Annotated in this window: 20 protein-coding genes; 9 read left to right on the forward strand and 11 right to left on the reverse strand. The window is 71.8% G+C overall.

What is annotated here, in order from left to right; genetic code table 11:
- The first annotated feature begins 142 nt into the window (after window positions 1-142).
- Complete coding sequence (locus tag I4I82_RS02270) at window positions 143-511, forward strand: BlaI/MecI/CopY family transcriptional regulator (RefSeq protein WP_226369832.1); 369 nt, start codon at window positions 143-145, stop codon at window positions 509-511.
- A gap of 196 nt (window positions 512-707) precedes the next feature.
- Window positions 708-1547, forward strand: coding sequence for a M56 family metallopeptidase (locus tag I4I82_RS02275; protein ID WP_218595053.1), 840 nt, complete (start codon window positions 708-710; stop codon window positions 1545-1547).
- Window positions 1548-1744: 197 nt separating this feature from the next.
- Here the strand turns inward: I4I82_RS02275 and I4I82_RS02280 are convergent, their stop codons facing one another.
- Both I4I82_RS02280 and I4I82_RS02285 read right to left on the reverse strand, forming a co-directional pair.
- Entirely contained in the window at window positions 1745-2644 is a 900-nt protein-coding gene (locus I4I82_RS02280) for a cation diffusion facilitator family transporter (protein WP_218595054.1), read from the reverse strand.
- 61 nt (window positions 2645-2705) lie between these two features.
- On the reverse strand, window positions 2706-3155 hold the full coding sequence (locus tag I4I82_RS02285) for a L,D-transpeptidase (protein WP_308112758.1): 450 nt from the start codon (window positions 3153-3155) through the stop codon (window positions 2706-2708).
- Window positions 3156-4038: 883 nt separating this feature from the next.
- On the opposite strand from I4I82_RS02285, the gene I4I82_RS02290 reads away from it, so the two are divergent.
- The 3 genes from I4I82_RS02290 (at window position 4039) to I4I82_RS34690 (ending at window position 5330) form a co-directional block, all read left to right on the forward strand.
- Window positions 4039-4191, forward strand: coding sequence for a M23 family metallopeptidase (locus I4I82_RS02290; protein ID WP_225922732.1), 153 nt, complete (start codon window positions 4039-4041; stop codon window positions 4189-4191).
- Window positions 4192-4198: 7 nt separating this feature from the next.
- Window positions 4199-4312: a hypothetical protein gene (locus I4I82_RS34285; protein ID WP_267461570.1), complete on the forward strand. Its 114-nt coding sequence runs from the start codon at window positions 4199-4201 to the stop codon at window positions 4310-4312.
- A 574-nt stretch (window positions 4313-4886) separates the two neighbouring features.
- Entirely contained in the window at window positions 4887-5330 is a 444-nt protein-coding gene (locus I4I82_RS34690) for a VldE C-terminal domain-containing protein (RefSeq protein ID WP_218595056.1), read from the forward strand.
- Window positions 5331-5353: 23 nt separating this feature from the next.
- On the opposite strand, the gene I4I82_RS02305 is transcribed toward I4I82_RS34690, so the two are convergent.
- The 4 genes from I4I82_RS02305 to I4I82_RS02320 all read right to left on the reverse strand — a co-directional run bounded on the left by I4I82_RS02305 (window position 5354) and on the right by I4I82_RS02320 (window position 10393).
- Entirely contained in the window at window positions 5354-7309 is a 1956-nt protein-coding gene (locus I4I82_RS02305) for a cytochrome c oxidase assembly protein (RefSeq protein ID WP_218595057.1), read from the reverse strand.
- A 19-nt stretch (window positions 7310-7328) separates the two neighbouring features.
- On the reverse strand, window positions 7329-7883 hold the full coding sequence (locus I4I82_RS02310) for a COG4315 family predicted lipoprotein (RefSeq protein WP_218595058.1): 555 nt from the start codon (window positions 7881-7883) through the stop codon (window positions 7329-7331).
- Window positions 7880-9313 (reverse strand): hypothetical protein, encoded by a 1434-nt coding sequence (locus I4I82_RS02315; RefSeq protein WP_218595059.1) that lies wholly within the window; start codon window positions 9311-9313, stop codon window positions 7880-7882. Before I4I82_RS02315 ends, I4I82_RS02310 begins: the two co-directional genes overlap by 4 nt.
- A gap of 537 nt (window positions 9314-9850) precedes the next feature.
- Window positions 9851-10393 carry a signal peptidase II gene (locus I4I82_RS02320; RefSeq protein WP_218595060.1) on the reverse strand — a complete coding sequence of 181 codons (543 nt, stop codon included), beginning with the start codon at window positions 10391-10393 and terminating at the stop codon, window positions 9851-9853.
- 227 nt (window positions 10394-10620) lie between these two features.
- On the opposite strand from I4I82_RS02320, the gene I4I82_RS02325 reads away from it, so the two are divergent.
- The 3 genes from I4I82_RS02325 (at window position 10621) to I4I82_RS02335 (ending at window position 14164) form a co-directional block, all read left to right on the forward strand.
- Window positions 10621-11910, forward strand: a complete 1290-nt coding sequence (locus I4I82_RS02325) for an Nramp family divalent metal transporter (RefSeq protein WP_225920480.1) — start codon at window positions 10621-10623, stop codon at window positions 11908-11910.
- A gap of 195 nt (window positions 11911-12105) precedes the next feature.
- Window positions 12106-13539, forward strand: coding sequence for an apolipoprotein N-acyltransferase (gene lnt, locus I4I82_RS02330; protein WP_225920481.1), 1434 nt, complete (start codon window positions 12106-12108; stop codon window positions 13537-13539).
- Window positions 13540-13630: 91 nt separating this feature from the next.
- Window positions 13631-14164 carry a thioredoxin-like domain-containing protein gene (locus tag I4I82_RS02335; RefSeq protein ID WP_218595062.1) on the forward strand — a complete coding sequence of 178 codons (534 nt, stop codon included), beginning with the start codon at window positions 13631-13633 and terminating at the stop codon, window positions 14162-14164.
- Window positions 14165-14193: 29 nt separating this feature from the next.
- Here the strand turns inward: I4I82_RS02335 and I4I82_RS02340 are convergent, their stop codons facing one another.
- Both I4I82_RS02340 and I4I82_RS02345 read right to left on the reverse strand, forming a co-directional pair.
- The gene (locus I4I82_RS02340; protein ID WP_225920865.1) at window positions 14194-14877 is read right to left on the reverse strand and encodes a cytochrome c oxidase assembly protein; all 684 of its coding nucleotides are present in this window, start codon (window positions 14875-14877) and stop codon (window positions 14194-14196) included.
- Window positions 14877-16160, reverse strand: a complete 1284-nt coding sequence (locus I4I82_RS02345; protein ID WP_226369833.1) for a CopD family protein — start codon at window positions 16158-16160, stop codon at window positions 14877-14879. The genes I4I82_RS02340 and I4I82_RS02345 overlap by 1 nt, the downstream gene beginning before the upstream one ends.
- On the opposite strand from I4I82_RS02345, the gene I4I82_RS02350 reads away from it, so the two are divergent.
- Window positions 16159-16989, forward strand: coding sequence for a DUF4394 domain-containing protein (locus tag I4I82_RS02350; protein WP_218595065.1), 831 nt, complete (start codon window positions 16159-16161; stop codon window positions 16987-16989). The genes I4I82_RS02345 and I4I82_RS02350 overlap by 2 nt on opposite strands.
- A 204-nt stretch (window positions 16990-17193) precedes the next feature.
- On the opposite strand, the gene I4I82_RS02355 is transcribed toward I4I82_RS02350, so the two are convergent.
- The 3 genes from I4I82_RS02355 to I4I82_RS02365 all read right to left on the reverse strand — a co-directional run bounded on the left by I4I82_RS02355 (window position 17194) and on the right by I4I82_RS02365 (window position 20310).
- Window positions 17194-17670 carry a sensor histidine kinase gene (locus I4I82_RS02355; RefSeq protein WP_218595066.1) on the reverse strand — a complete coding sequence of 159 codons (477 nt, stop codon included), beginning with the start codon at window positions 17668-17670 and terminating at the stop codon, window positions 17194-17196.
- 243 nt (window positions 17671-17913) lie between these two features.
- Entirely contained in the window at window positions 17914-19512 is a 1599-nt protein-coding gene (locus I4I82_RS02360) for an IS1182 family transposase (RefSeq protein ID WP_218596403.1), read from the reverse strand.
- Window positions 19513-19566: 54 nt separating this feature from the next.
- On the reverse strand, window positions 19567-20310 hold the full coding sequence (locus I4I82_RS02365; RefSeq protein WP_218595067.1) for a HAMP domain-containing protein: 744 nt from the start codon (window positions 20308-20310) through the stop codon (window positions 19567-19569).
- Window positions 20311-21848 lie beyond the last annotated feature (1538 nt).

The raw sequence follows: 21848 nt of genomic DNA on the forward strand, positions 1-21848 counted from the left end.
CAGAGTTTCCATCAGCCGGTTGTTCGCCCGGGCTGCTCGGCCGTGCGCGTCACCGATCCGCTGGTTCCGCGACTTCGAGGAGGTCGCTGCCGCCATCGCAACGACGGGCTAGTCTGCGAAGTCGCGATGGGAGGGGGGACGTGTGCGCGGGTTCGGTGAGCTCGAGGTCGCCATCATGGAGCAGATCTGGACGTCGTCCGAGGGCGCTACGGTGCCGGAGGTGCACGAACGCCTTGAAGCCGAGGGCGACATCGCCTACACGACGGTGATGAGCGTCGTTCACAACCTGTACCGCAAGGGACGGCTCACACGACGGCGCGAGGGCCGCACGCACCGGTACCGAGCCACTGCGAGCAGGGTGCAGCACTGCGCCGACCTCATGAGCGTTGCCCTGCGGAGCGGTGGGGACCCGCACACGATCCTGACCCACTTCGTACAGCACATGGACACGGCCGACACCCGCCGCCTCGCCGAGCTGCTGGCCCAGATGGACGAGGACGGCATGGCGTAGTCGAACAGCATCTGATCGCGTCGCGACCAGTACACGTCGACGGCTAGCGTGTACCGAGGCGGAGGAGGTCGTGATGCGCGGGTTCGGCGGACTCGAAGCTGCGGTCTGCCTGATCGGCTACGGGATCGTCGTGGCGGTCCTAGCGCCACGCGTCCTCGTGCACCGCAGACACCTCGATCGGGTGCCGAGACTCGGAGTGACGGTCTGGTTGGCGGCTCTGCTCGGTGTCCTGTTCGCGTGGGTGGTCGCGGTGCTCCAGGTGGCGATAGAAGTATTCCTGTCCCCTGACGTCCGGCACGTCGTCGACCGGTGCGTCGCCTCGTTCTGCGCCGCGGCGCTCGGCGCCCACGGCACCGTCGGTCAGTGGCTGGCGGTCGGGTTGGCGGTCGTTCTGGTCGCCGGGGCCCTCGGTACCGCGTTCGGACTGAGCCGCGCTCTGCTGCGGTTCCGCGCTCGCACGCACCGCCACGCCGACGCCGCCCGGTTGCTCGGACGGCACGACGACGCGCTGGGCGCGGTGGTCCTGGACGTGCCGGAGAGGGTCGTCTACGCGATCGCCGGACGTACGCCCACGATCGTCGTGAGTCGCCCTGCGCTCAGCGCCCTCGACGAGAACCAGCTCGCCGTCGTCCTGGCGCACGAGCGGGCTCACCTGACGGGCCGCCACCATCTCGTTCGTGGCCTCAGCAGCGCGCTGGCCCGGGTCATGCCCCGGATACCGCTGTTCACGGCGGGTTACCGCGAGCTCGCCCGGCTGGTAGAGATGTGTGCGGACGACGCGGCGATCCGCGACCGCGACGCCCGACACCTCGTCAGCGCCCTGCTGGCGCTCACCGCACCAGTCAGCATCCCGGGGGCGGCCCTGGCCGCCGCCGCCACCAGCGTGGTCCGACGCGCAGAGCGGCTCCTGTTGCGCCCAAGTCGCGGCGCGCTCCTGTGGACGCGAGTACTGCTCACCGCTGGATCCGTCGCGCTGCTCGCCGGGCCCGTCGTGCTCGGCTTCCTGCTGTGCGGCGTCCTACCGTATGGGCTGTAGGACGTGGGCAGGTCCCGGTCCCGCCCGCGCCCCGACCCGTTCTCGCCCGACCTGGTCGGAGACCCGTCCGCCCACAACCAGCCAACAGCAGACCCCCGCCAGACCGACCAGGCGAACCTTTGCCTGATCGACGGCAAGGTCCGGCAACCTGGTGGCGTCGACGACCAGCCGAGTCGCCAGGCTGAGATGCAGGCGGGTCAGATCGGTGTGTCGCTCTCCTCGTGGTGGGCCGGTTCGCACTGGACGGTGACGTGCGTGATGCCGTAGTCGTCGGCCAGCAGGGCCAGCACCCGGTCGAGGACGTCGTGGTAGTCGGCTCCGTCGGCCACGACCACGTGCCCGGTGGCGTTCTCCAGGCCCGAGGTCAGCGTCCACACGTGCAGGTCGTGCACGTCCACGACGTCGGGCAGCTCGATGATGCGACGCCGGACCTCGTCGACGTCCATACCGGGTGGCGCGACCTGCATGAGGATGCGCAGCGCCTGGGCGGTGAGCGTCCAGGTCCGCGGCAGGATGAACAGACCGATCGCGGCGCCGACGATCGGATCGGCGTACGGCCAGCCCGTCGTGTAGATCACGATCGCAGCCACGATCACTCCGGCCGAGCCGAGGAGGTCGCCCAGCACCTCCAGGTAGGCGCCGCGGAGGTTGATGCTCTCCTTCGACCCGGCGGCCAGCAGCCGGAAGCTGATCAGGTTCACGACCATGCCGATGACCGCGACCACCAGCAGCGGGACCCCGGGCACGTCCGGCGGATCGGAGAACCGCTGCACGGCTTCGTAGAGGACGTAGCCGGCGACACCGAACAGCAGCAGACCGTTGGCCAGGGCCGCGAGCACTTCCAGGCGGTAGGTGCCGTAGGTCCGCTGGGAGGTGGCAGGCCGTGACGCCAGGGTGATCGCTGCCAGCGCCATGCCCAGACCGAGCACGTCGGTCCCCATGTGCGCGGCGTCCGACAGCAGCGCCAGCGATCCGAGCACCAGTCCGGCCACCAGCTCGACGACCATGTACCCGGCCGTGAGCCCGAAGGCGATCAACAGCGGGCGACGATGCCGACCGCCCGATGTCGCGATGCCGTGCCCGTGACCTTGCCCCATACCACTCGCCTCCGCGGGACGTCTCATGCACGTTTGTGCATGAGACGCACTCTAGCAGGCGTTACGCGGGTGCGGGATCGTCGTGCACCTGGACTTCATCCCCCACTTGGAGGTGGTCGAAGAACGCCGAGGCCTCGTCGCGCGACAACCGCACGCAGCCTGCGGACTTGGTCTGCAGGTTGCCTTCGTGGAATGCGATGCCGCCGGGCGCGAAGAACACCGCGAACGGCATCGGCCCGCCCGACTCGCCGCTGACGTGGTCCCTGTTCTTCCACTCGACCCGGAACCGTCCAGCGGGCGTGCGCGCCTCGCCGCCGGCTCCGATGCTGATCGGCACCGGACCCCGCAGGACCTGACCGTCCTGGAAGAGCCACGCCCGGAGGCCGACGAGGTCGACGCACGCGGTGGCGGTCGCGGTGCACGGAGTGCCGGGCACGACCGGCGGGGCGGCCTCCTGGGACGCGGCAGTGGTTCCGACGGAGACCAGCGTGGCGGCGACGAGGGCCAGCACGACCGCGCTTCGGCGCCCTCGCCACGGCACGCGCCGACCCATGACCCCGCAGCTACTCATACTGTCCTCTCCGCGCTCAACACCCCGTGCAACTGCCGTGTTCGAGTGAGGGCACGCGAGTGAACCCGATCGTGTACTCGGCCGAGCAATGGCCACGGAGCGCGACAGGACCGGCGGTCGGGGACTGAGCACCGAGAAGCACACTCACCGGGCCTCCGACGGCGCTGCGGCGGCCCTGCTGACGTGCTGACACTCTGATCACGACTCGAACACGACTCGATCAGGACGAAGGGACCGAGCTCCCACAGGCCCGCCACCGGACGACGTCGAGGGGGACTCTGTCGTGGCGCGCCACCGCTCCCCCAGCGGCGCGCGGGCGTCCGAGCCCGACCGGAAGATGCCGTCAGGCATCGTCGCGGCCGGGAGGACGCACCGCCTGCCACCGCCTCCCGCCGGTGCCGACTGCGCGCGCACTGGTCGCGGCGGTGGCGGCCTGAGCCACGGTGGCCGCGGCCGAGACGATGGCCGTCCCCGTCGGCAACGATCTCGAGCCCGTCGTGCTCAGCGCGATGCTCCCCGTCCCTGATCCGCACACGGCGGCGGCCGCCGCGGTCTCGTGGGACGGCGTCGGCGGTAACGAGCCCCTGTCCGACACCAGGGCCGCCGCACACGCCGGACGACTTCCCGGTCGACGTCCGCAATCTCACCAAGGCCGTCGAGATCGGGCAGGAACTCGCCCGGCAGGAAGCGATCCTCGACCGGCCCTCGCCGCTGGCGCTCCGGGCGCGGCACTGTTCGGGGACAGCGCGTTCGCCCAGCCGGTGACGGGCCGGGTCACCTCACAGTCCGGTCCCCGTTGAGGCCGTACCCACAACGGCTCGGCGTGGCCAACGCCATCGGCACGCCGATCTTCGCCGTCGCCGACGGTGTCATGGAGAATACGGGCCCGGTCAGCGGTTTCGGCCTCTGGGTGGTCGTGCGGCATCCCGACGGCACCCGGTCGGTCTACGCCCAACCGTACCTACGTCGACGTTGAGCAGCAGGTGTCCACCGGTGCCCAGATCGCCGAGGTGGGCAACCGCGGTTTCTCCAAGGGGCCGCACCTGCACCTGGAGATCTGGGACGACGACGGCACCAAACTCGCCCCGACCGCGTGATTCAGGAACGCGGCATCGACGTCTGCGCGGTCCAGCGGCTCGGTCCGGAGCACCGGTCCGGGCGTCGCCGCTCACAGCACCCAGCAGCGCGGTCGCCGCGTCGCCGGTGTCTCGACGCGCCGGGATCGGTGTCCGTTTCGTACGGTCACCGGACACGGCCCGGTAACGGAACGGAAACGGACGCTCCCCGCTCCGCCTGCTCCCCGCCCGCCTCCGACCGGCCGTCCGGCACGAAAGGTCCGTTCGTGGCACGGCACAGCGCCCCATCGCGCCGATCGACGGCGCGCGTACGCCCCGCACCCGCACCTTCTGCCCCAGGCGCGGCACCGTTCCCGCACTGGTCTGGTCGCGCGCTACGGACCCACCGGGGTCCTCGCCGTCACCGCCGTCAGCTTGCGGCGCTCTCGCGACCGGTGAGCACCTGCCGATCGCGGAGGCGGACGTCGCACCGGCGGCGGTCCAGCTCGACACCCTCACGTCACCGGCCCTCCCGGACGAACCCATACTCCTGCTGAGCGTCGCACCGATCGCGCCTGAGCCCACCACCTTCGACGCAGGCGCTCTGGTCAAGGCCGTGACCCTGGGCGAGGAACAGCGTGCCCGTCAGGAGGCCGAGGCAGAGGTCGCCGAGGTCGCCGAGGTCGCCGCTCGTGAGGAGGAGGAACGCCGCGCGAGCAGCTGCGCTGCTGGTGACTCCGGGTTCGAGACCGTCCAACCCGGGGTGACCGACGCCGGCACCGAGCTGCGCTGCCGGTTCGGCGTCGACACCGTCTACGGCGTCGCCGGCCGCGCCGGCACCTCCGACCACCCCGCCGGGCTCGCGCTCGACCTCATGGTCGACCGCGACCCCGGCGAGCAGCTCGCCGAGTACGCCGTCGAGAACATGGGCCGGCTCGGGATCAAGTACGTGATCTACCGGCAGCGCATCAACACTGGGTCGGGCTGGGAGGCCATGGAGGACCGGGGCGGAGTGACGGCCAACCACATGGACCATGTCCACGTGTCGTTCGACGGCTGAATGCTGCCCGCCCAGCTACGCGATCACCGGACGCCGCGAGGTCTGACCCCTGCGGCGAGCGTGGCGGGCAGCTTCGCTGACCCGATCGGCCGAGAGTCGCCGCGACCGGGCGACACGGTCGCCAGGAGCAGCCCGGCGGCAACGGGCAGACACAGCCACACGAGCGCGGCCCACCGCTGCTCGGCGAGCAGATCGGGCACCCAGGCGAGTCCGACGCCACGGAAGTGCTCCTCACCGACGACGTCCGGTCGGACGAGGAGTGCGATCCCGGTGGCCAGCTGCACGCCCAGGAGGGCGAGGACCTCCCACAGGCGCGGGCGGGACGAGCCGGTGAGGCCGGCCGCGACGACACAGCCCGTCAGGAACAGCAACGCGTCCAACCCCTGGCGTCCGACCGACGAGGCCAGCAGGAGGTCCAGCCAGCCGGCGCCGTACAGGGTGAGCTGAACCGCGGCGAGGACGAGCGGTGCGGCGCCCGGCCGGCGCAACCGCCGGACCAGGGGACGGCGCAGGAGCCACAGCAGACCGCCCTTCGGACTCGGCCCACCCGTCGCTCCGACCGCGGGCAGCGCGCGACGGGCGAGCCGAAGCGGCGCGCCGGCGGCGAGCAGCGCCGGAGCGACGGCCAGGAGGAGGACCTGGCCGACGGCGGCCACGCTCGGCATGGCCGCCCCGTAGCGGCCGATGCCGGACGAGGTGGCGACGAGCACGACCACCACGCCGGCGCACCAGGCGACGGTTCGGCGCAGCGGCCACGCGGCACCCGCAGCCCGGAGCGTGCCCAGCCCGGCGAGGTAGGTGATCAGGAGAACGGCCACGACGAGCGCGAACACCACGTCGAACCGGACCGCGGCCACGAGCTGCAGCGGCCCGTCCGGCGGGGCGAGCTCGTACCCGAGCGCCTCCTCGGTCCGGCCCGTCCCGCTCGTAGGCCCGGGTGGTGGTGGAGTGCGCCCGAGCCCGACCGCGAGTCCGATCGTGACCACCATGATCAGGAGTTCCAGCCCACCCCAGCGCAGTAGGTCGACCGTGCGGCCCCGGGCCGCGGCCGGCACGGTACGTCGCCGGTGGACGAGCCCGAGCAGGCCCAGCCCGGCAAGGGCCACGGTCTTGCCCACGACGATCGCGCCGTAGGGGGTGAGCAGGGCTCGTGGGTCGACGCCGACGCGGACCGCCAGGTTGACGAGTCCGGAGACGGCGAGCACCGCCCAGCACCACCCGGCGAGCGTGGAGAACCGGGGCAGGGCGGTGCGCAGCGCTCGCGGCGCCGTGGTCGCGACCAGCAGTGTCGCGAGCAGACCACCGACCCAGAGCGCCGCCGCCACGATGTGCAGCAGCAGGCTGTCGGTGGCGATGTCGTGCGACGCGCCGACCGCGGAGTGCCCCGACGCGGCCACGGGCAACAGCCCGCCGACGGCGGCGACGAACAGGCCGACCGAACATCCCCAGGTGAGCGTGCCCGCACTCGTGACGGCGACGGCAGCCGCGATGACTCCGGTCAAGAGCCAGGCCGATGACGTGGGCGGCACCGGCAACGCCGCGGAGCCCAGCGCCTCGACCAGGGGGCGACCCGACGCCTCGGCAACGGTGAGCGGCACCATCAGCAGCGCCGCCGCCGCCCACACCGCCGCGGACACCGCGGCCGTTCGCACCGACCGGAATCCGGCCACGTCGAGGTGCCCGCTGCGCTGCGGCGGCGCCAGGACGGCGGCGAGCAGCAGCATCCCGACCGTGACCGTCGCGGCCACCTCGGACAACACCCGGACCATCGGCAGCGCGACCGTCACGAGCGGTCCGGCGTCGGGCAGACCCGGAACCGTGGCCGCTCCCGCCACACCGAGCGCGACCGCCACGAGCATGCCCGCGACCGAACCGACCACGAGGAGCGCCACGACCGTCAGCTGCCGCGCGCCACGACCGGTGATCGGCACTGACACCGCGGGCACCGTGACCCGGGCGGGCTCGGCGATGCGCGGCATGTGCCTCCTCGGGTGCATCTCAGGACGGGGCCGTTGCCCGGTCCCCGGTCGGGGTGACGACGAACCACTGGTCGCTCTCGCCGTGCCGGCCGCTGTCGGTCAGGCCACCCCGGTCAGCCGGATCCCGGTACAGGGGCCACCCCGCCAGCGTCACCTGCGCCGTGCCGTCGGGCCGGACGAGCGTGCCCACCACCGCCGGATCGACGCCGAGCAGCAGCGGCTGCTGTCCGCTCCCGACGGTGAACGGCTTCCAGGATCCGCTACAGGCGTCGGCGCAGCGCGACGTGGGTGGCGCCGTGCTGTCGGCCTCCGACCGGTAGAGGAGCCGTCCGTCCCCGTCGGTCACGACGACACCGAGCGGGCCGCTCTGCACGGCGTACAGCACGGGTTCGCCGGTCGCCGCGGTGTGACCGTCCGTCTGCTCGCCGGAGGAGGCGCCCGGGGCGGCCTGGGCCGGAGTGGCCGGCGGCGGGGCGGCCGCCTCCGCCGCGCACCCGGCCGCCGCAGCGGCCAACGCGACGACCAGGACCAGCCGGGCGGTGCACGGGATCGGGCGGACGTGTCGTCGGTTCATGGCGATTCTCCGTGATCCGCTAGGTGGAGGTGGGTCCATTCGGGAGACGGGCCCCGGAGGCCGTGGCTGATCGCGGCGACACCGGCCGCGCCGATCAGGACCGTTCCCACCGCGACGTCCGGGTGCAGCAACCCGGCTGCGGCGAGCGGCACCGCGAGGGTCACGGTCCCCGCCGCCCACCTGCCCGCGGCACGAGCGGTGTCCGGGAGGCATCGGCCCAGCCGCACGAGCTCGACAGCCACGGTCGGGTCGGTGCCCGCGATGACGACATCCGCCACGTCCGCGGCCGGCGACAGCGAGATGCCGAGGTCGGCCGCAGCCAGCGCGGGAACTTCGTCGGGGTCACCGCTGATGACCGCGACAACGGCTCCTGCCTCCTGCAGCCGCCGGACGGCTGCAGCCGTCTCCGCAGGTCGTAGTCCCGCGACGACGGTGTCGACCCCGGCGAGACCGGCGTACGCCCGCGCGATGTCGTCGGCGCCACCGGCGAGCAGGACCGGGTCGAGGTCCAGACCGCGTAACCGGGCGACGGCCGTGGGGCCGAGGGGTCGCGTTCCCGCGCCGGCGCGCACGCCGTCCGGGCCGAGCGTGCTCGCTCCGGCGATCAGCAGGGCGGTGACCCGAGATGCGACCACCACGGCGTCCGTTGCACGGAGTGTGATTCCACGCCTGCGGAGCGCATCCGTCGCGGCGAGTGCCGCGGCGGGCCGCTCGAGGGCCAGCGCAACCGGGCAGGACGCCACCAGCACCGCCAGGGCGATCTCCAGTGCGGCGGTACGACCTGCGCCGGCGCCGAACCAGAAGGAGGCCCCGCCCACCGCGGAGAACAGGACGGCGGGAACGAACCATGTCCGCACACCGGCGGGGTCCGGCCCACCGGCGAGCTGCCGCGCGCCGAGCGCGGCGGTCGTGACGACCGCGGCCACTTCCAGATGGAGCTGACCGGAGCCGTCCCCCCAGACCACAGTGAGCGGAACCGCCTGCCGGTAGCCCGACGCGCCGGCGGGGCCCGCGAGCAGGCTGTACACCGACATGCCGAACGCCGCCGACACGGTGAGCGCGGCGAGCACGTCCAGTGCCGCGCTCCCGCGACGCACCGCGGCGAGAGCCGACCGGTATAGCGGCAGGGCACCCCACGTGACGATCGGCACGGTGAGCAGCACACCGACCCACTGCCAGGCGGGGAACTGCAGGGGCGGCACCCACGTCAGCACCGCCACCGGCACGGTGAGCACCGCGCAGCCGCGGACCCGGCCGGGCAGTGCACCGCGACCCGGCCGCCCGGACCGGGCGACGGCGGCCCGCGCCTCCGCGGCCGATCCGGTCGGCGGCAGCGGGGAGTCGCCGACCCGGGGCGGCGCGTGTGCGTGCTCCGCCGACGCGTCGGCACCGGGCGGCAGATCGGTCCGCTGCAGCGCATTGACGCTCACCGGCCGTGCACACCGTCGTGAACGGGGGCCACCCACCTCGGCCCGGCACCGTCGTCCGCGTTGCTGGTTCCCGCGGGTACTCCCTGGCCGGAGCCGCCGAGCACGGCCGGCCGCGGGAGGTCGGGGACGGGTACCAGCGAGTCGGACATCCGTCCGACCGTCCACGTTGCGCCGGCCGCCCACGCCAACGCGGTCAGGAAAACCGCAACCCGCGCGAGGGGCGGCAGCTCGGCATCGTCCATGTCCGCACAGTAGGAACCGGCCGGTGCGACGGGTTGCCTTCCTGAGAGCCCGCGCCGCCCTCCGGCGACTCAGGCGCGCCCAGTGGGGCGGCGCACCCCCGTCCGGGCGAGCGCGCTGCGCCGGACGAACCGGGTGGGTCTCAGGGCGCCGTCCGGCGCGAAAAGCGGCACGACGAACGGCACGTGGGTCGCGGGGACGGCCGAGAGCGCCCAGACCTCTTCAGCACAGCCGGGCGCTCGATCGACCACCCGGCCGTGTGGCCATCCTGGAGAACACACGGCGCCCACGTGCCGGTCACCGCGCCGGGCCGCCCGCCCCGCTCAGAACCGGCTGCCGGCGCCAGGACAGCACGAACGCCACGGCCACACCGGTCGTCAGCGCCACGTCGGCGAGGTTGAACGCGGCGAACCAGGCGACGTCCACGAAGTCGACCACCGCGCCCCGGCCCGGTCCCGGCGGGCGGACCAGCCGATCGATCAGGTTGCCGGCTGCTCCTCCGCCGACAAGGCCCAGCACCAGCGCCCATCCGGCCGAGGCGGCCCGACCTGCGAACCAGGCGATCGCGACGAGGACGGCGCCGGCGAAGGCGGTGATGAACGGGGTGAACGAGGTCCCCATGCTGAACGCCGCGCCGGTGTTGAACGACAGCGCCAGCCCGACACCGGGCAGGAGCGGCCAGGGTTCGACGAGCAGGCGCAGCGCCGCTTCCTTCGAGGCCTGATCGACGATCACGACCGCGACCAGCACGACGGCGACCAGTTGCCACCTCCGCCGATGTCGGCCGGCCCGAGCCTGCTCGGCGGAGCCCTGTGCGCTGTCGTCTGCATCCGGAGCCACGATCGGACGATACGGACACATTGCACGCAGCACCGCGGCGGCACCACCTGTTCCACCATGACGGCCACTGGTCGCCGGCAGCGGTTTTCCTGACGACCCTCGGTCTACGAGTTGCTCCCGGTCGAGCTGAGCATCGCAGTCGAAGTTGTTGACGATGCCCGTCGCCCCGCCGGACGGTCAGCCGGCTCACACCGGGCCGACATTAGCGGCGTCTACCATCAGCGGTAATGGCAGCTATGGACGCGACGACCGGCACCCACGGTCCCGACGCAGAGGCACCGACGATCGCCGAGATCCGCGCTCGCGGTCCGCTGCGCGGGCGGCTGATGTTCTTCGGACCCGCCATCGTCGCGGCCATCGCCTACGTGGACCCGGGCAACTTCGCCACGAACTTCTCCGCCGGCGCGCAATTCGGTTACCTGCTGCTCTGGGTGATCGTCGCGGCGAACCTGCTGGCGATGCTGATCCAGTCGCTGTCGGCGAAACTCGGGTTGGCCACCGGCCGGAACCTCCCGGAGACGTGCCGCGACCGGTTTCCCCGCCCGGTCTCCCGCGGGATGTGGGTGCAGGCCGAGATCGTCGCGATCGCCACCGACCTCGCCGAGGTGATCGGCGGTGCGATCGCGCTCAACCTGCTGTTCGGGATCCCGCTGTTCACGGGCGGGGTGATCACGGGGATAGTCGCCTTCGCCCTGCTGGCCCTGCAGTCCCGCGGCTTCCGGCCGTTCGAGCGGGCCATCGTGGGCCTGTTCGCCGTGATCCTGCTCGGCTTCCTCAGCACGGTGGTGCGCATCGAGATCGTCGGGGCCGACGCCGTCGCGGGGCTCGTCCCGCGGTTCGACGGGACCGACAGCGTGCTGCTGGCCACCGGCATCATCGGAGCCACCGTGATGCCGCACGTGGTCTACCTGCACTCCGCCCTCACCCAGACTCGGATCCGGGCCGACACCACGGCGGATCGCCGCTTCCTTCTCCGTCGCCAGCAGACCGACGTCGCGGTCGGGATGGGGCTGGCCGGCCTGGTCAACGCCGCGATGCTGGTCATCGCCGCCACGCTGTTCTTCGGTACCGACGTGCCCGACACCGACACCCTCGACGGGGTGTACGACGGGCTCGCGCGGGTCCTCGACCAGCCGGCCGCGTTCGCTTTCGCGATCGCGCTGCTCGCGTCGGGCTTCGCATCGTCCGGGGTCGGCACCTACGCCGGGCAGGTCGTCATGCAGGGCTTCATCCGACGGCAGATCCCGCTGCTGCTGCGACGCGCACTGACCCTGGCCCCCGCGCTCGTCGTCCTCGGCATCGGCATCGATCCCACGCGGGCACTGGTGCTCTCGCAGGTCGTGCTGTCGTTCGGCATCCCGTTCGCGCTCGTTCCGCTGGTCCTGCTCACGCGCCGCCGCGACATCATGGCCGAACTGGTCAATCACCGCCTCACCACGGCGGTCGCCAGCCTGGCCGCGGTCGTCATCATCGGCCTCAACGGATTCCTGGTCTGGCAGACCGTCACCGGGGCCTGACCTCGCACGGGTGCCCCCAGGTGGTCGACCCGAACTTCTACACGAGATAGTAGAAGTGTCGGCCGACCGGCCGAGCCGGACTGAAGGGACACGCCCATCCATTCGGATCCGCCGCCCGCACCGGTAGCAACCCCTGTTCGCGTCCAACGGCCGGGCGCCGCCGGTCCGGCGATCCGCCTGCGTCTCGCGATCCTGTTGGCCGCTGGCGCGGGTGCGACCTGGGCGCTCGGGGCGCAACCACGAGGATGGTGGCCGATGCTCCCGCTCGGGGTGGCCGCGCTGACCGTCGCCCTGCACGGGCGCGGGCTCCGCGCCCGGCTCTGGCTCGGCGGTCTGGCGGGCGTCGTGTTGTACGGCACCACGCTGGGCTGGCTCACCGGCTTCGCCGCAGCCGGGTACGTCGCGATCGCCGCGTTGGAGGCCGTCATGCTCGCCGCTGCGGTCGGTCTCGTGCCCACCGCGCGCAGCGGTCGTTGGGCGGGAGGCTGGTGGGCGCTTCCGGCCGGGCTGGTGCTGCTCGACGCGGCGCAGACCCGTTTCCCGTTCAGCGGCTTCCCGCTTCCCGCACTCGTGCATGCCCAGCTCGACGGCCCGTTCGTGTTCGCGGCGCCGCTGGGAGGCTCGCTGCTGGTCACGGCCGTGGCCGCCACCGCGGGCGTCGGCCTCGCCGCACTGGTTCTCACGAGCGGCCAGGCGCGGCTGATCGCGGTGGGTGTGGCGGTGGCCGTGGCGGGTGCCCCCGTCGCGGTGGGCGCGGCCGTCGCCACCGCCGACGCCGGCAGCCTGGACGTCGCGGTCGTTCAGGGCGGCGGGCCGCGCGGCCTCCGCGCGGTGTTCACCGATCCGCAGGACACCACCGACCGGCAGTTCGCCGTGGCCGAGCAGATCACCGGCTCCCCCGACCTGGTCCTGTTCGCGGAGACCGTGATCAGCGTCGACGGGTCGATCACCGGCTCGGCCGCCGACGTGCGCACCGCCGAGCTGGCCCGGCGCCTCGACGCGCCGGTCGTCGTCGGGGTCGTGGAGAACCAAGGCACCGGGTTCCGCAACGCGGCCGTACTGTGGGGCCACGACGGCACGATCCTCGGCCGCTACGAGAAGGAGCACCGCGTCCCGTTCGGCGAGTACATCCCCGGGCGCGAACTGCTCAGCCGCGTTACCGACCTGACCGCGCTCGTGCCCCGCGACGCCATCGCCGGCGAGGGCACCGCCGTGCTGGAGCCCCCGGCCGGGCCGCTCGGCGTCGTCATCTCCTACGAGGTGCTCTTCGCCGACCGCGTGCGCGAAGCCGTCACGGCAGGCGGGAGGATCGTCCTCGTTCCCACCAACGCGGCGTCCTACGTCACCGAGGACGTGCCGGCGATCGAGGTGGCCGGCGCCCGGCTGCGGGCCCTGGAGTACGGCCGCACGGTGCTGCAGGCGGCGCCCACCGGCTATTCCGTGGTGGTCGCTCCCGACGGGCGGGTGCTTGCACAGAGTGGGCTCGGCGGCCCGGCCCTGCTGCGCGAAACGGTGCCACTGCGCACCGGCCTGACGCCCTACGCCCGCACCGGCGACGGCCCCATGCTGGTCCTCGCCGCACTCGCGCTGCTGCTCCCGGTACTGCTACGCAGGCGGGCCGCCCGATGAGCGAGCAGCCGGAGGATCGGCCGGCCGATCGTCGCGGATCGCCGGACCGCTGGTCCTGCTGCTGGCCGGCGCGTCGTTCGGGGTGGTCGCAGTGAGCGTCCTGATCCCGACCGACGACGAGCGGGAGCTCGCCTCCTTCGTCCCCTCTGCAGAGGAGCCCGACCCATCGACGCGGATTCCCGGGATCGTCATCACACCGATCGCCGACCACGACCATGCAGCTGCCGCGATCGGCTCCCCAGCCGACCGCGGGGCCGTTCCCCCCGCCGGCGGCCCGCACGGCCCGGGGTACGCGGCGTGCGACGGGGTCGCCTACCCGGATCCGATCCCCGACACCGACGCCGTGCACGCCATGGGGAGGGGTGCGGTCTGGATCACCTACGACCCGGCCCGCACCGCTCCGAACACGGTGCAGGCCCTCCCCGTCACGCGGGTCACCGACGCCGACTTCCTGTTGATGTCACCCCTTCCCGGTCTCGACAGCCCGATCTCCCTGCAGGCGTGGGGACACCGGCTCGCCCTCGACACCCCCGACGACCCGCGTTTCGAGCAGTTCATCAGGGCGCTGAGCGACAACCCGTACACCGCTCCCCTGCCGGACGCCGCCTGCGTCCCTGGCCCCTGACCCCGGCCCGAGCGCGCTCCAGGCACGAATCACCGCGCTCGCGCCCGTGCCACCCCGACCGCGAGGATCGGAACGAGCGCCACCTGCCCCACCAGCCACACGACGCCGGCGAGGCGTTGCTGATCCAGCAGGTCGGGTACCCAGGACAGGCCCAACCGCCGGTAGAACGTCGCGGCGATCGGCTCGGTACGTAGCAACAGGCCGACGCCGACCCCGGCTTGGACGAGGATCAGGAGGGCCACGGCCCGGCCGCGGGCGACGGCCTCGCTCGTCAACGCCCCGACCAGGACGACACCGACCACCAGGAGCAACGCGTCCAGAGCCAGGCGACCCAGCTTTGACGAGAGCAGGGGGTCGATAAGCCCGAGCCCGTACAGCATCGCCATGGCTGCAGCGAAGGCGAGGACCGCGGGGACCGGACGGGCCAGCGCGGCGGCGGTCGGGTGCGCGAGCACCCAGTTCACCTCCGGCACCGATTGCCGGGCGAGCGCCAGTGGCGCCCCGAGGACCAGGAGCATGGGTGCCACCAGCGTCAGCAGCAGCTGCGCCGCCACACCGACGCTCAGCATGGCCGCGCCGTAGCGGCCGAGACCGGACGAGGTCGCGAGGAGCACCACACAGCATCCGGCCCGCCACGCCGACGAGCGGCGGATCGGCCACGCCCGTGCCTCCGCGCCCAGCCGCCGTACGCCCGCCAGATAGGCCACCAGCATCACCGCGACGACGGCGACGAAGACGAGGTCCGGGCGCCCGTCGACGACGAGACCGCCCACACCGGAGGGTGGCCCGGCCAGCTCGTATCCCAGCTCCTCACCGGTGCGCGAGGGTTCACCGGTCTCCACTGGGGCCGGGGTGGCGTCCGCCCCAGACCGACAGCCAGGCCGATCGTTGCCAGCATCAGCAGCACCTCGCCCGCCCCGAGCCGGAGCAGCGCGCGGCGGTCACCCTGGACGGCCGGCGCCAGGGCAGTCCGACGGTGCAGGTACCCGAGAACCCCGAGCAGCAGCAGCGAAGCCGTCTTGGCCATCGCGATGACCCCGTAGTCGGACAGCAGGTTCGGCAGCGTCAACGGGATGCGGACCGCCAGGTTGGCCAGCCCGGACAGCGCCATCAGTCCCCAGCACCACGCGGCGATCATCGAGAAGCGCGGCAGCACCGTGCCCAGCTGGTTGGGCGAGGGACGCGCGGCGAGCGACAGCACCGCGATGAGCCCGCCGACCCATACCGCCGCGGCCACGATATGGATCATCAGGCTGTCGGTGGCGAGGTCGTGCGATCCCCCGACCGCGGAATGTCCGGTGGCCGCCACCGGCAGCAGCCCGACGACAGCGGCCGCCAGGAGCACGCCGGCCCACCCCCACGTCAGGGTGGCCCGGCAGCCGGCTGCGATCAGCGTGGCCAGTACCCCCGTGAGCAACCATGCCGTCGACGTCGGAAGCAGGGGAAGGGCTGCGGTCAACGGACCGAGCGCCAGCACGTCGGCGACCGGGCGTCCCAGCACCTCGGCCACGGTCAGCGGGACCATCAAGAACGCTGACACTGCCCACAGCCACGCGCATCCGGCAGCCACACGGACGGATCGGTACCCCGCGATGTCGAGGTACCCGGTGGCCTGTGGAGCCGCAAGTACCGCTGCGACCAGCAGGAACCCGACCGTCGCCACCGCAGCGATGTCGGACACCACCCGGACCGCAGGCAGCCCGAATCGCACGACGAGCCCGGCCTCCGGCAATCCGAGGATGTCGGCGATCGCCGACCCGGCGGACGCCGTCAGCCACAGCGCGATCAGCAGACCGAGCGAGGTCCCGGCCAGGACGAGAGGTCCGAGGGCCGACCGATACCTCCATACCCGGGCCAGGTTGGCGGGTGTGACGTGCTGTTGCGGCATCGACTCACCGTAGAACCCGCCTGGTCGGGTGAACGCCGCGGGCGGGTCGTGCGTAAGAAGGGTCAGCGCACCACCGCGCCCGCGTTGCATACCGAAGGGCTCATTCATGCGCACGTTCCTGAAGGCCGGCTTCGTGACCGTCGCCACCGGCGCACTGCTCGCTGTGCCGCTGTCCGCCGCTTCGGCCACCGAGCGGCACGCCCTCGACGTCGTCGGCCTCGCCGACGGCAGCACGTTGGTCGACTTCGAGACCGACGACACCGATCAGCACGGCGCCATCGAGGTCACCGGCCTCGATGGCGACGTCTCGCTCGTCGGGATCGACTACCGCGCGCAGGACGGTGCGCTCTACGGCGTCGGCGACGCAGGCGGTGTTTACACGATCGACGGGCACGGCAAGGCCACCAGGGTCGCCCAGCTGAGTATCGACCTCGACGGCGAGCTCTTCGGCGTCGACTTCAACCCCGCCGCCAACGCACTGCGGGTCGTCAGCGACACCGGCCAGAACCTGCGCCAGCCCTTCGCCATGCCCGGTGCCCCGACGGTGACCGACACCGCCCTGACCAATCCGGCGGTCGCGCCCGCCACCGGCACCGCGCCCGCCGTGGGGGTGACCGCGGTCGGGTACACGAACAACGACGATGCGGCCGGTACGGCCACCACGTTGTTCGCCATCGACACGACCGCCGATCGGGTCGCGATCCAGTCCCCTGCCAATGCCGGGACGCTCGCCCCGACCGGCGGGCTGGGAGTCGACGCCGGCCCGGACGCCGGAGCCGACATCTACACGGGCGCGGGCGGCAACCGGGCCTTCGCGACGCTGCAGGTCGGCGGCACACGCGGTCTGTTCGAGGTGGACCTGCTCACCGGAGCGGCCGAGCACCTCGGGGCGCTCGACGGCGTCACCGACATCGCGCTGCCGATCGGCCAGGACTGATTAGCCTACTGGATGTGCGGCGCCGCGCGCTCGGGCAACGCCCCGCCACCACCGAGCCCCCGATCACCACGGCATCACCCACCCCCAGCCCGATTCGCTTCCCTGGACAGCGGCACGGCCTGGCTTCCGCGCACTGCGCCGCAGCGCATGCAATGACGGTTCGCGGGCACGACTAGTGACTCGAGATAGACCGAATGCAGCGATTCAGCGTGCGCGTTCGGCTGGCAGCAGCAGGGTGAACACCGGCGGTGACGGGTGCGCGAGACGCAGGTGTCCGCCTTCCGCCTCGGCTAGACGCCGGGCCAGGGCGAGGCCGACGCCGTGACCATTGGCTGCGGCGGAGCGGCGAGCGAACAGCTGGGTCGCGGCGTCGCCTGTGAGCCCCGGCCCGCCGTCACCGACCTCGATCCCCACCGCGTCGCCGGCGTCCCTTGCCGACACCCTCACCGGCCCGGCCCCATGGGTCAACGCATTGTCCAGCAGTACGGCCAGCACCTGGCGCACTGCCGCGGCCGACGCGACGGCGTGCGGCGTCTGCGGGTCGACGCTGACGTGCAACGCCCGCCCCTCGTTTCCGAGCCTCGCCGCCCACGGCTCAGTAGCCTCGCGCAGGAGGAGCGAGACGTCCAGCACATCGACTGACCCGTGGGTGTCGCGGGCCAACGCCAACAGCTCATCCACGGTGCGCTCGATCCGGTCGGCCGACTCCAGGCCCTTGTGGATGGCCGAACGGAGATCGTGCCCGGGCCGGACCAGCGCTGCTTCGAGCCCTAGGAGACTGCTGAAGAAGCGGGTGTTTGGCGGGCAGGGTGCCTCGCGGCAGTCTGGCTGCGAAGGTCAGCACCCGAGGGTGCGACAAGAGGTCACCCTGCCCGGTGCCCACCGTGGTGGCCGGGGACGGGGGCGGTCAAGCCCCCCTGGTGCTCAGGCGATCGCCCAGGTGCCCTCGTGGCGGTGCAGCCCGAGGGTGAGGAGGCGGCGCAGGTTCAGTCCGGCGACGCGGTGGTGCAGCCACAGATTGTTGGGTCGCGTTCCGCGGAACCGCAGTCGCCGGTTGCCCCCGGCGACCAGCCAGGCGATCGAGCGCTCGACCATCGGCCGGTGCCGTCGATAGACCGCCTGGAAGTCGGGGTCCTGTGCGCGGACGCGGTGGGCCCGTTGCAGGCCATCGTGGGGATGCAGGGTCAATGACCGCCCCGACTTGCTGGTGGTGCAGCGCCCCCGTAGCGGGCAACCACGACATGCAGCCCCGAAGATCACGTTGCGGGTCGGGGTGACGGGTCGGGTGACACCGCCCGGGCAGCTCACCGACCCTGCCTGCTCATCGACGACGAAGTCGTCGAGGGTGAACCCGCCCTGCACCGCCGACCGCAGCGGCCACGGTTTGATCACCGGTCGGTGCCCGGCCGTGGCCAGCGCGGCGAGCGCGTCCCCGGTGCCGTAGGCCGAGTCGGCCAACACCTCGAACCCGGTGTCGCTGCTGGTGTCGCTGCTGGTGTCGCTGCTGGTGTCGCTGCTGGTGTCGCTGCTGGTGAGGAGGGTGATCCCGACCGCGGCGTCGGAGTTGTGCGCGCCCGCGGCCGGGGTGAGTGCGGTGTCGGTGATGATCCCGGTGTCGGGCTCGATGACGATGTGGGCCTTGTAGCCGTCCTGGCGTCGTGCCCGGGTCTTGTGGGCGTGGCGGGTATCGGGGTCGACGGTGGAGATGACCCGGTCCGGGGCGACCTTGCGGGCGATCTGCCAGCGGCCCTCGCGCCCGTCGCAGTCCTGCGCGGGTTCGACGTCCTGCCCGGCGACCAGCGCCAACAACGCCACCGCTTCGCCGGCTTTCGGGTCGAGTTCCTGCTCGGGCAGGTGACCGAGGACCCGGTGCGCGTCACCGACCAGGGCGTCGACCAGTTCAGCGCGGGCAGCGGCGTCGTCCCAGGCGATCCGCGGTTTCCCCGGATCGCGGTAGTCATGGGCTCTCGCGTGCTCGGCGATCACCGCGGCCGCGCCGGGAACCTCGCGGGCGACCCGACGGACCGCGGCGATCAGCTGGGTCACTGTGTCCTGGGTCGCGACCGCGTCATCGAGCACGGTCGAGTCCAGCGCGCGGCGGGTCTTCCCAGTGAGCACCCCGGTCTCGGCGACCACGGTCTTGACCGCGTCAAAGATCCGGTTCGGACGCTCACTACGGGCCAGCCGGCGCCGCCAATAGGTCAACGTCGTCGGATGAAACCCGGGGTCGGTGACCGCGAGCCCGCACGCGGCCTTCCACCGCAGATCAAAAGTTAGTGCCTCGGCCGCTTCCCGGTCCGAGAGCCCGTGCAGGGTCTGCAACACGATCACCGAGGCCACCACCTCGACCGGGACCGACGGGCGACCCCGACCCGCGGCGAACAGGTCCGCGAACAACTCGTCGGGGAACAAGTCGTGGCGATGTGCGGCCAGGAACCCAAACACCCCACCCGCAGGCAGCAGATGACCGGCCAGCGACTCGACATCCAACAGCTCACGCTGCAGATCAGAACGACCCTGCACCCGAGCATCGTCCCAGCCCGGCCTCCGGCCGGACCGGACCGACACCCACGATTTTCAGCAGTCTCCTAGCCGCAGCGTCGTCAGTGGGGTGCGCAGCTGATGGGACGCGTCGGCCGAGAAGGCCCGTTCGCGCGACAGCAGGTCGTCGAGCCGGACGGCGGTCCGGTTCAGCGCGCTGCCCACCGCGTCGATCTCGGCGTACTTCACCGCAGGCACGCGCACGCTGAAGTCCCCGCTGCCCAGGCGCTGGGCCGCGAGCGACAGATCGTCGAGGGGACGGGCCAGCCGCGCAGCCTGCCTGCGCGCCAGGAGCCACACAACGCCGATCGCCAGCAGTGCGAGACCGAGCATGCCGAACCACGCGAGCCCGACCGGCCAGAGCAGGGCGTCTCGGAGGCCCGACACGCGCACGACGCCGACGACTTCACCGTCGTGGGTGACCGGTACTGCAACGATCAGCTCGCCGCCCGCGGAACCGGTGCTTGGGGCGCCCCCGACTGCGGCGCGCACGTACGGGTCGGGACGCTCCGGACCGCGACCGCGGATGAAGGTGCCGTCGTGGTCGTAGACGGACAGGAACGTCAGCGTGCCGTCGTCCTTCAGTTCGTCGGCCGAGGGAACTTCGTCGTCCGAAAGGGTGGCCGCCACCCGCAGCGCGGCGCGATCGGCCTGTCGCTCAAGATCGAGGGACTTGTACACCACGGCGTACTGGGCGACCGCCACCGCGAGCGGTAGGCCGAACAGGACGAGAGCCACGGCGGCGGCGATCACCGCGATCGTGACGATCCGGCTCCGCACCCGGTACCTCCCGTGCACCCCGGTCGATACCGGGTCAGGTCCCGGATCCTAGTCTAGACGGCTCCGGGCCCCGCCGACGCAGCTGGGCCGTGCTTGCGATTCGCTAACCCGCAGAGCACCAATCGCTTGCCGACCGCTCGTTAACGTCGGCAGAGTGAGCTCTCAGCACGCGCCGCCGTCGCGCAGCGTCCACCGATCTGCGGGATCGGAAAACGATTTGCCTCGGCCGACCTGTTACGGCGGTACGCTCACCCTCGCGTCCGTTCTGCGGGGCAGCGGAATCTCCTGCGCTGGGGCGGAAGTTTCGTGCGCGTCCGGCACAGGGGCACCTCGTTTGACCCACCCGCCGTCAAACGGATGCTCGACGAGCACACGGGGGAATCGTCGACCACAGACGCTGACTGTGGACCGGGCCGCAGTGAAGCGGGCGGTGCCCGCGCGTGATGCGACGGTCGCTGACCTGAACCCGAGGGCTTTACTGCACATGACCCGGTGGCGGGTCGGGTTGCCTGGGACCGCGCGCTTCGTCCGACGCTGGTACCAGGGCGTGCTACGGAGTCAGAACGGTGTGTTGCCGGTTCTCGAGCGCATCGACCGCCATGGGGCCGCCGTCTTGGGCTTTCTACTCGGCGCCACCCACCGGACCGCACTCCTACGCGACCTGCTGACACCCAACCGGACCGCCCTGGTCGGTCGCCCCAGCGCCTCGCTGCTCTTCGCTCGCACGAAGCTCCGCCGGTACACGCGCCAAAATCTTACCCTGGAAGCCGTCGGCGGGCCGGAACGTCACGTCGCCGATCTGAGTGCGATCGCGGTCGGAGGTCCGCTCGCGACCAGGGCGCGGGAGCGCACTCGTCCGCGGCTTCCTCGCGCGGTGCGTCGTGACCGGTCCGGATAGCCGGGCTCGTCTCCGAGATCGAAGGACCTGCCGAGTCCTTCTACCGGGGCTCGGTTGGATTCCACGTAAACCGATTAAGCGCTGTAGGACCACTTGCACTCTGGACACGTTTTGGACGGTGACGTCACCATCGCGAAGCCGCAGCGCGTCACCGCTGTAGCCTGCTTCCGCATTATCCCCCCAAATTCGCACTAACCTACACCTGCCGCCTCAGGAGTTGCTTTGACACCCTCTCCAAGTCATACAAGGAAAAATCACTTAGCGAAGCTGCATAGCGGGCCCTGCAGTAAAATACAGCCTTCGATACACGTCGGGGCGTTTTGATGGGCCGGCTAGCCGACGGGTTCCGGTTCGACGTGCACCACCCCGACGAGGAGGGCTTCTCTCTCACTGATTCCGACCCGATCAGAGGCCTCAGTCGAGTTATGGATAGAGATCCCTGGAGACCAGGACGAACAATCACCATCACCCCAGTGTGGGATCCGGACGTACCGGAGAGATGAGGTTTCAATTCAAGTGCACATCGTGTCAATCTGTCGGGCTCGAACATCACTACGGTGTCCGGCTCTCGGACGTTGACGCGCTGAGACAGCTCCGCGAGCTTCTGGGCGACCTCGGTCGTGGTCTTGCCGTCGATACA

The organism is Pseudonocardia oceani, from assembly GCF_019263585.2.
Lineage (GTDB): Bacteria > Actinomycetota > Actinomycetes > Mycobacteriales > Pseudonocardiaceae > Pseudonocardia > Pseudonocardia oceani.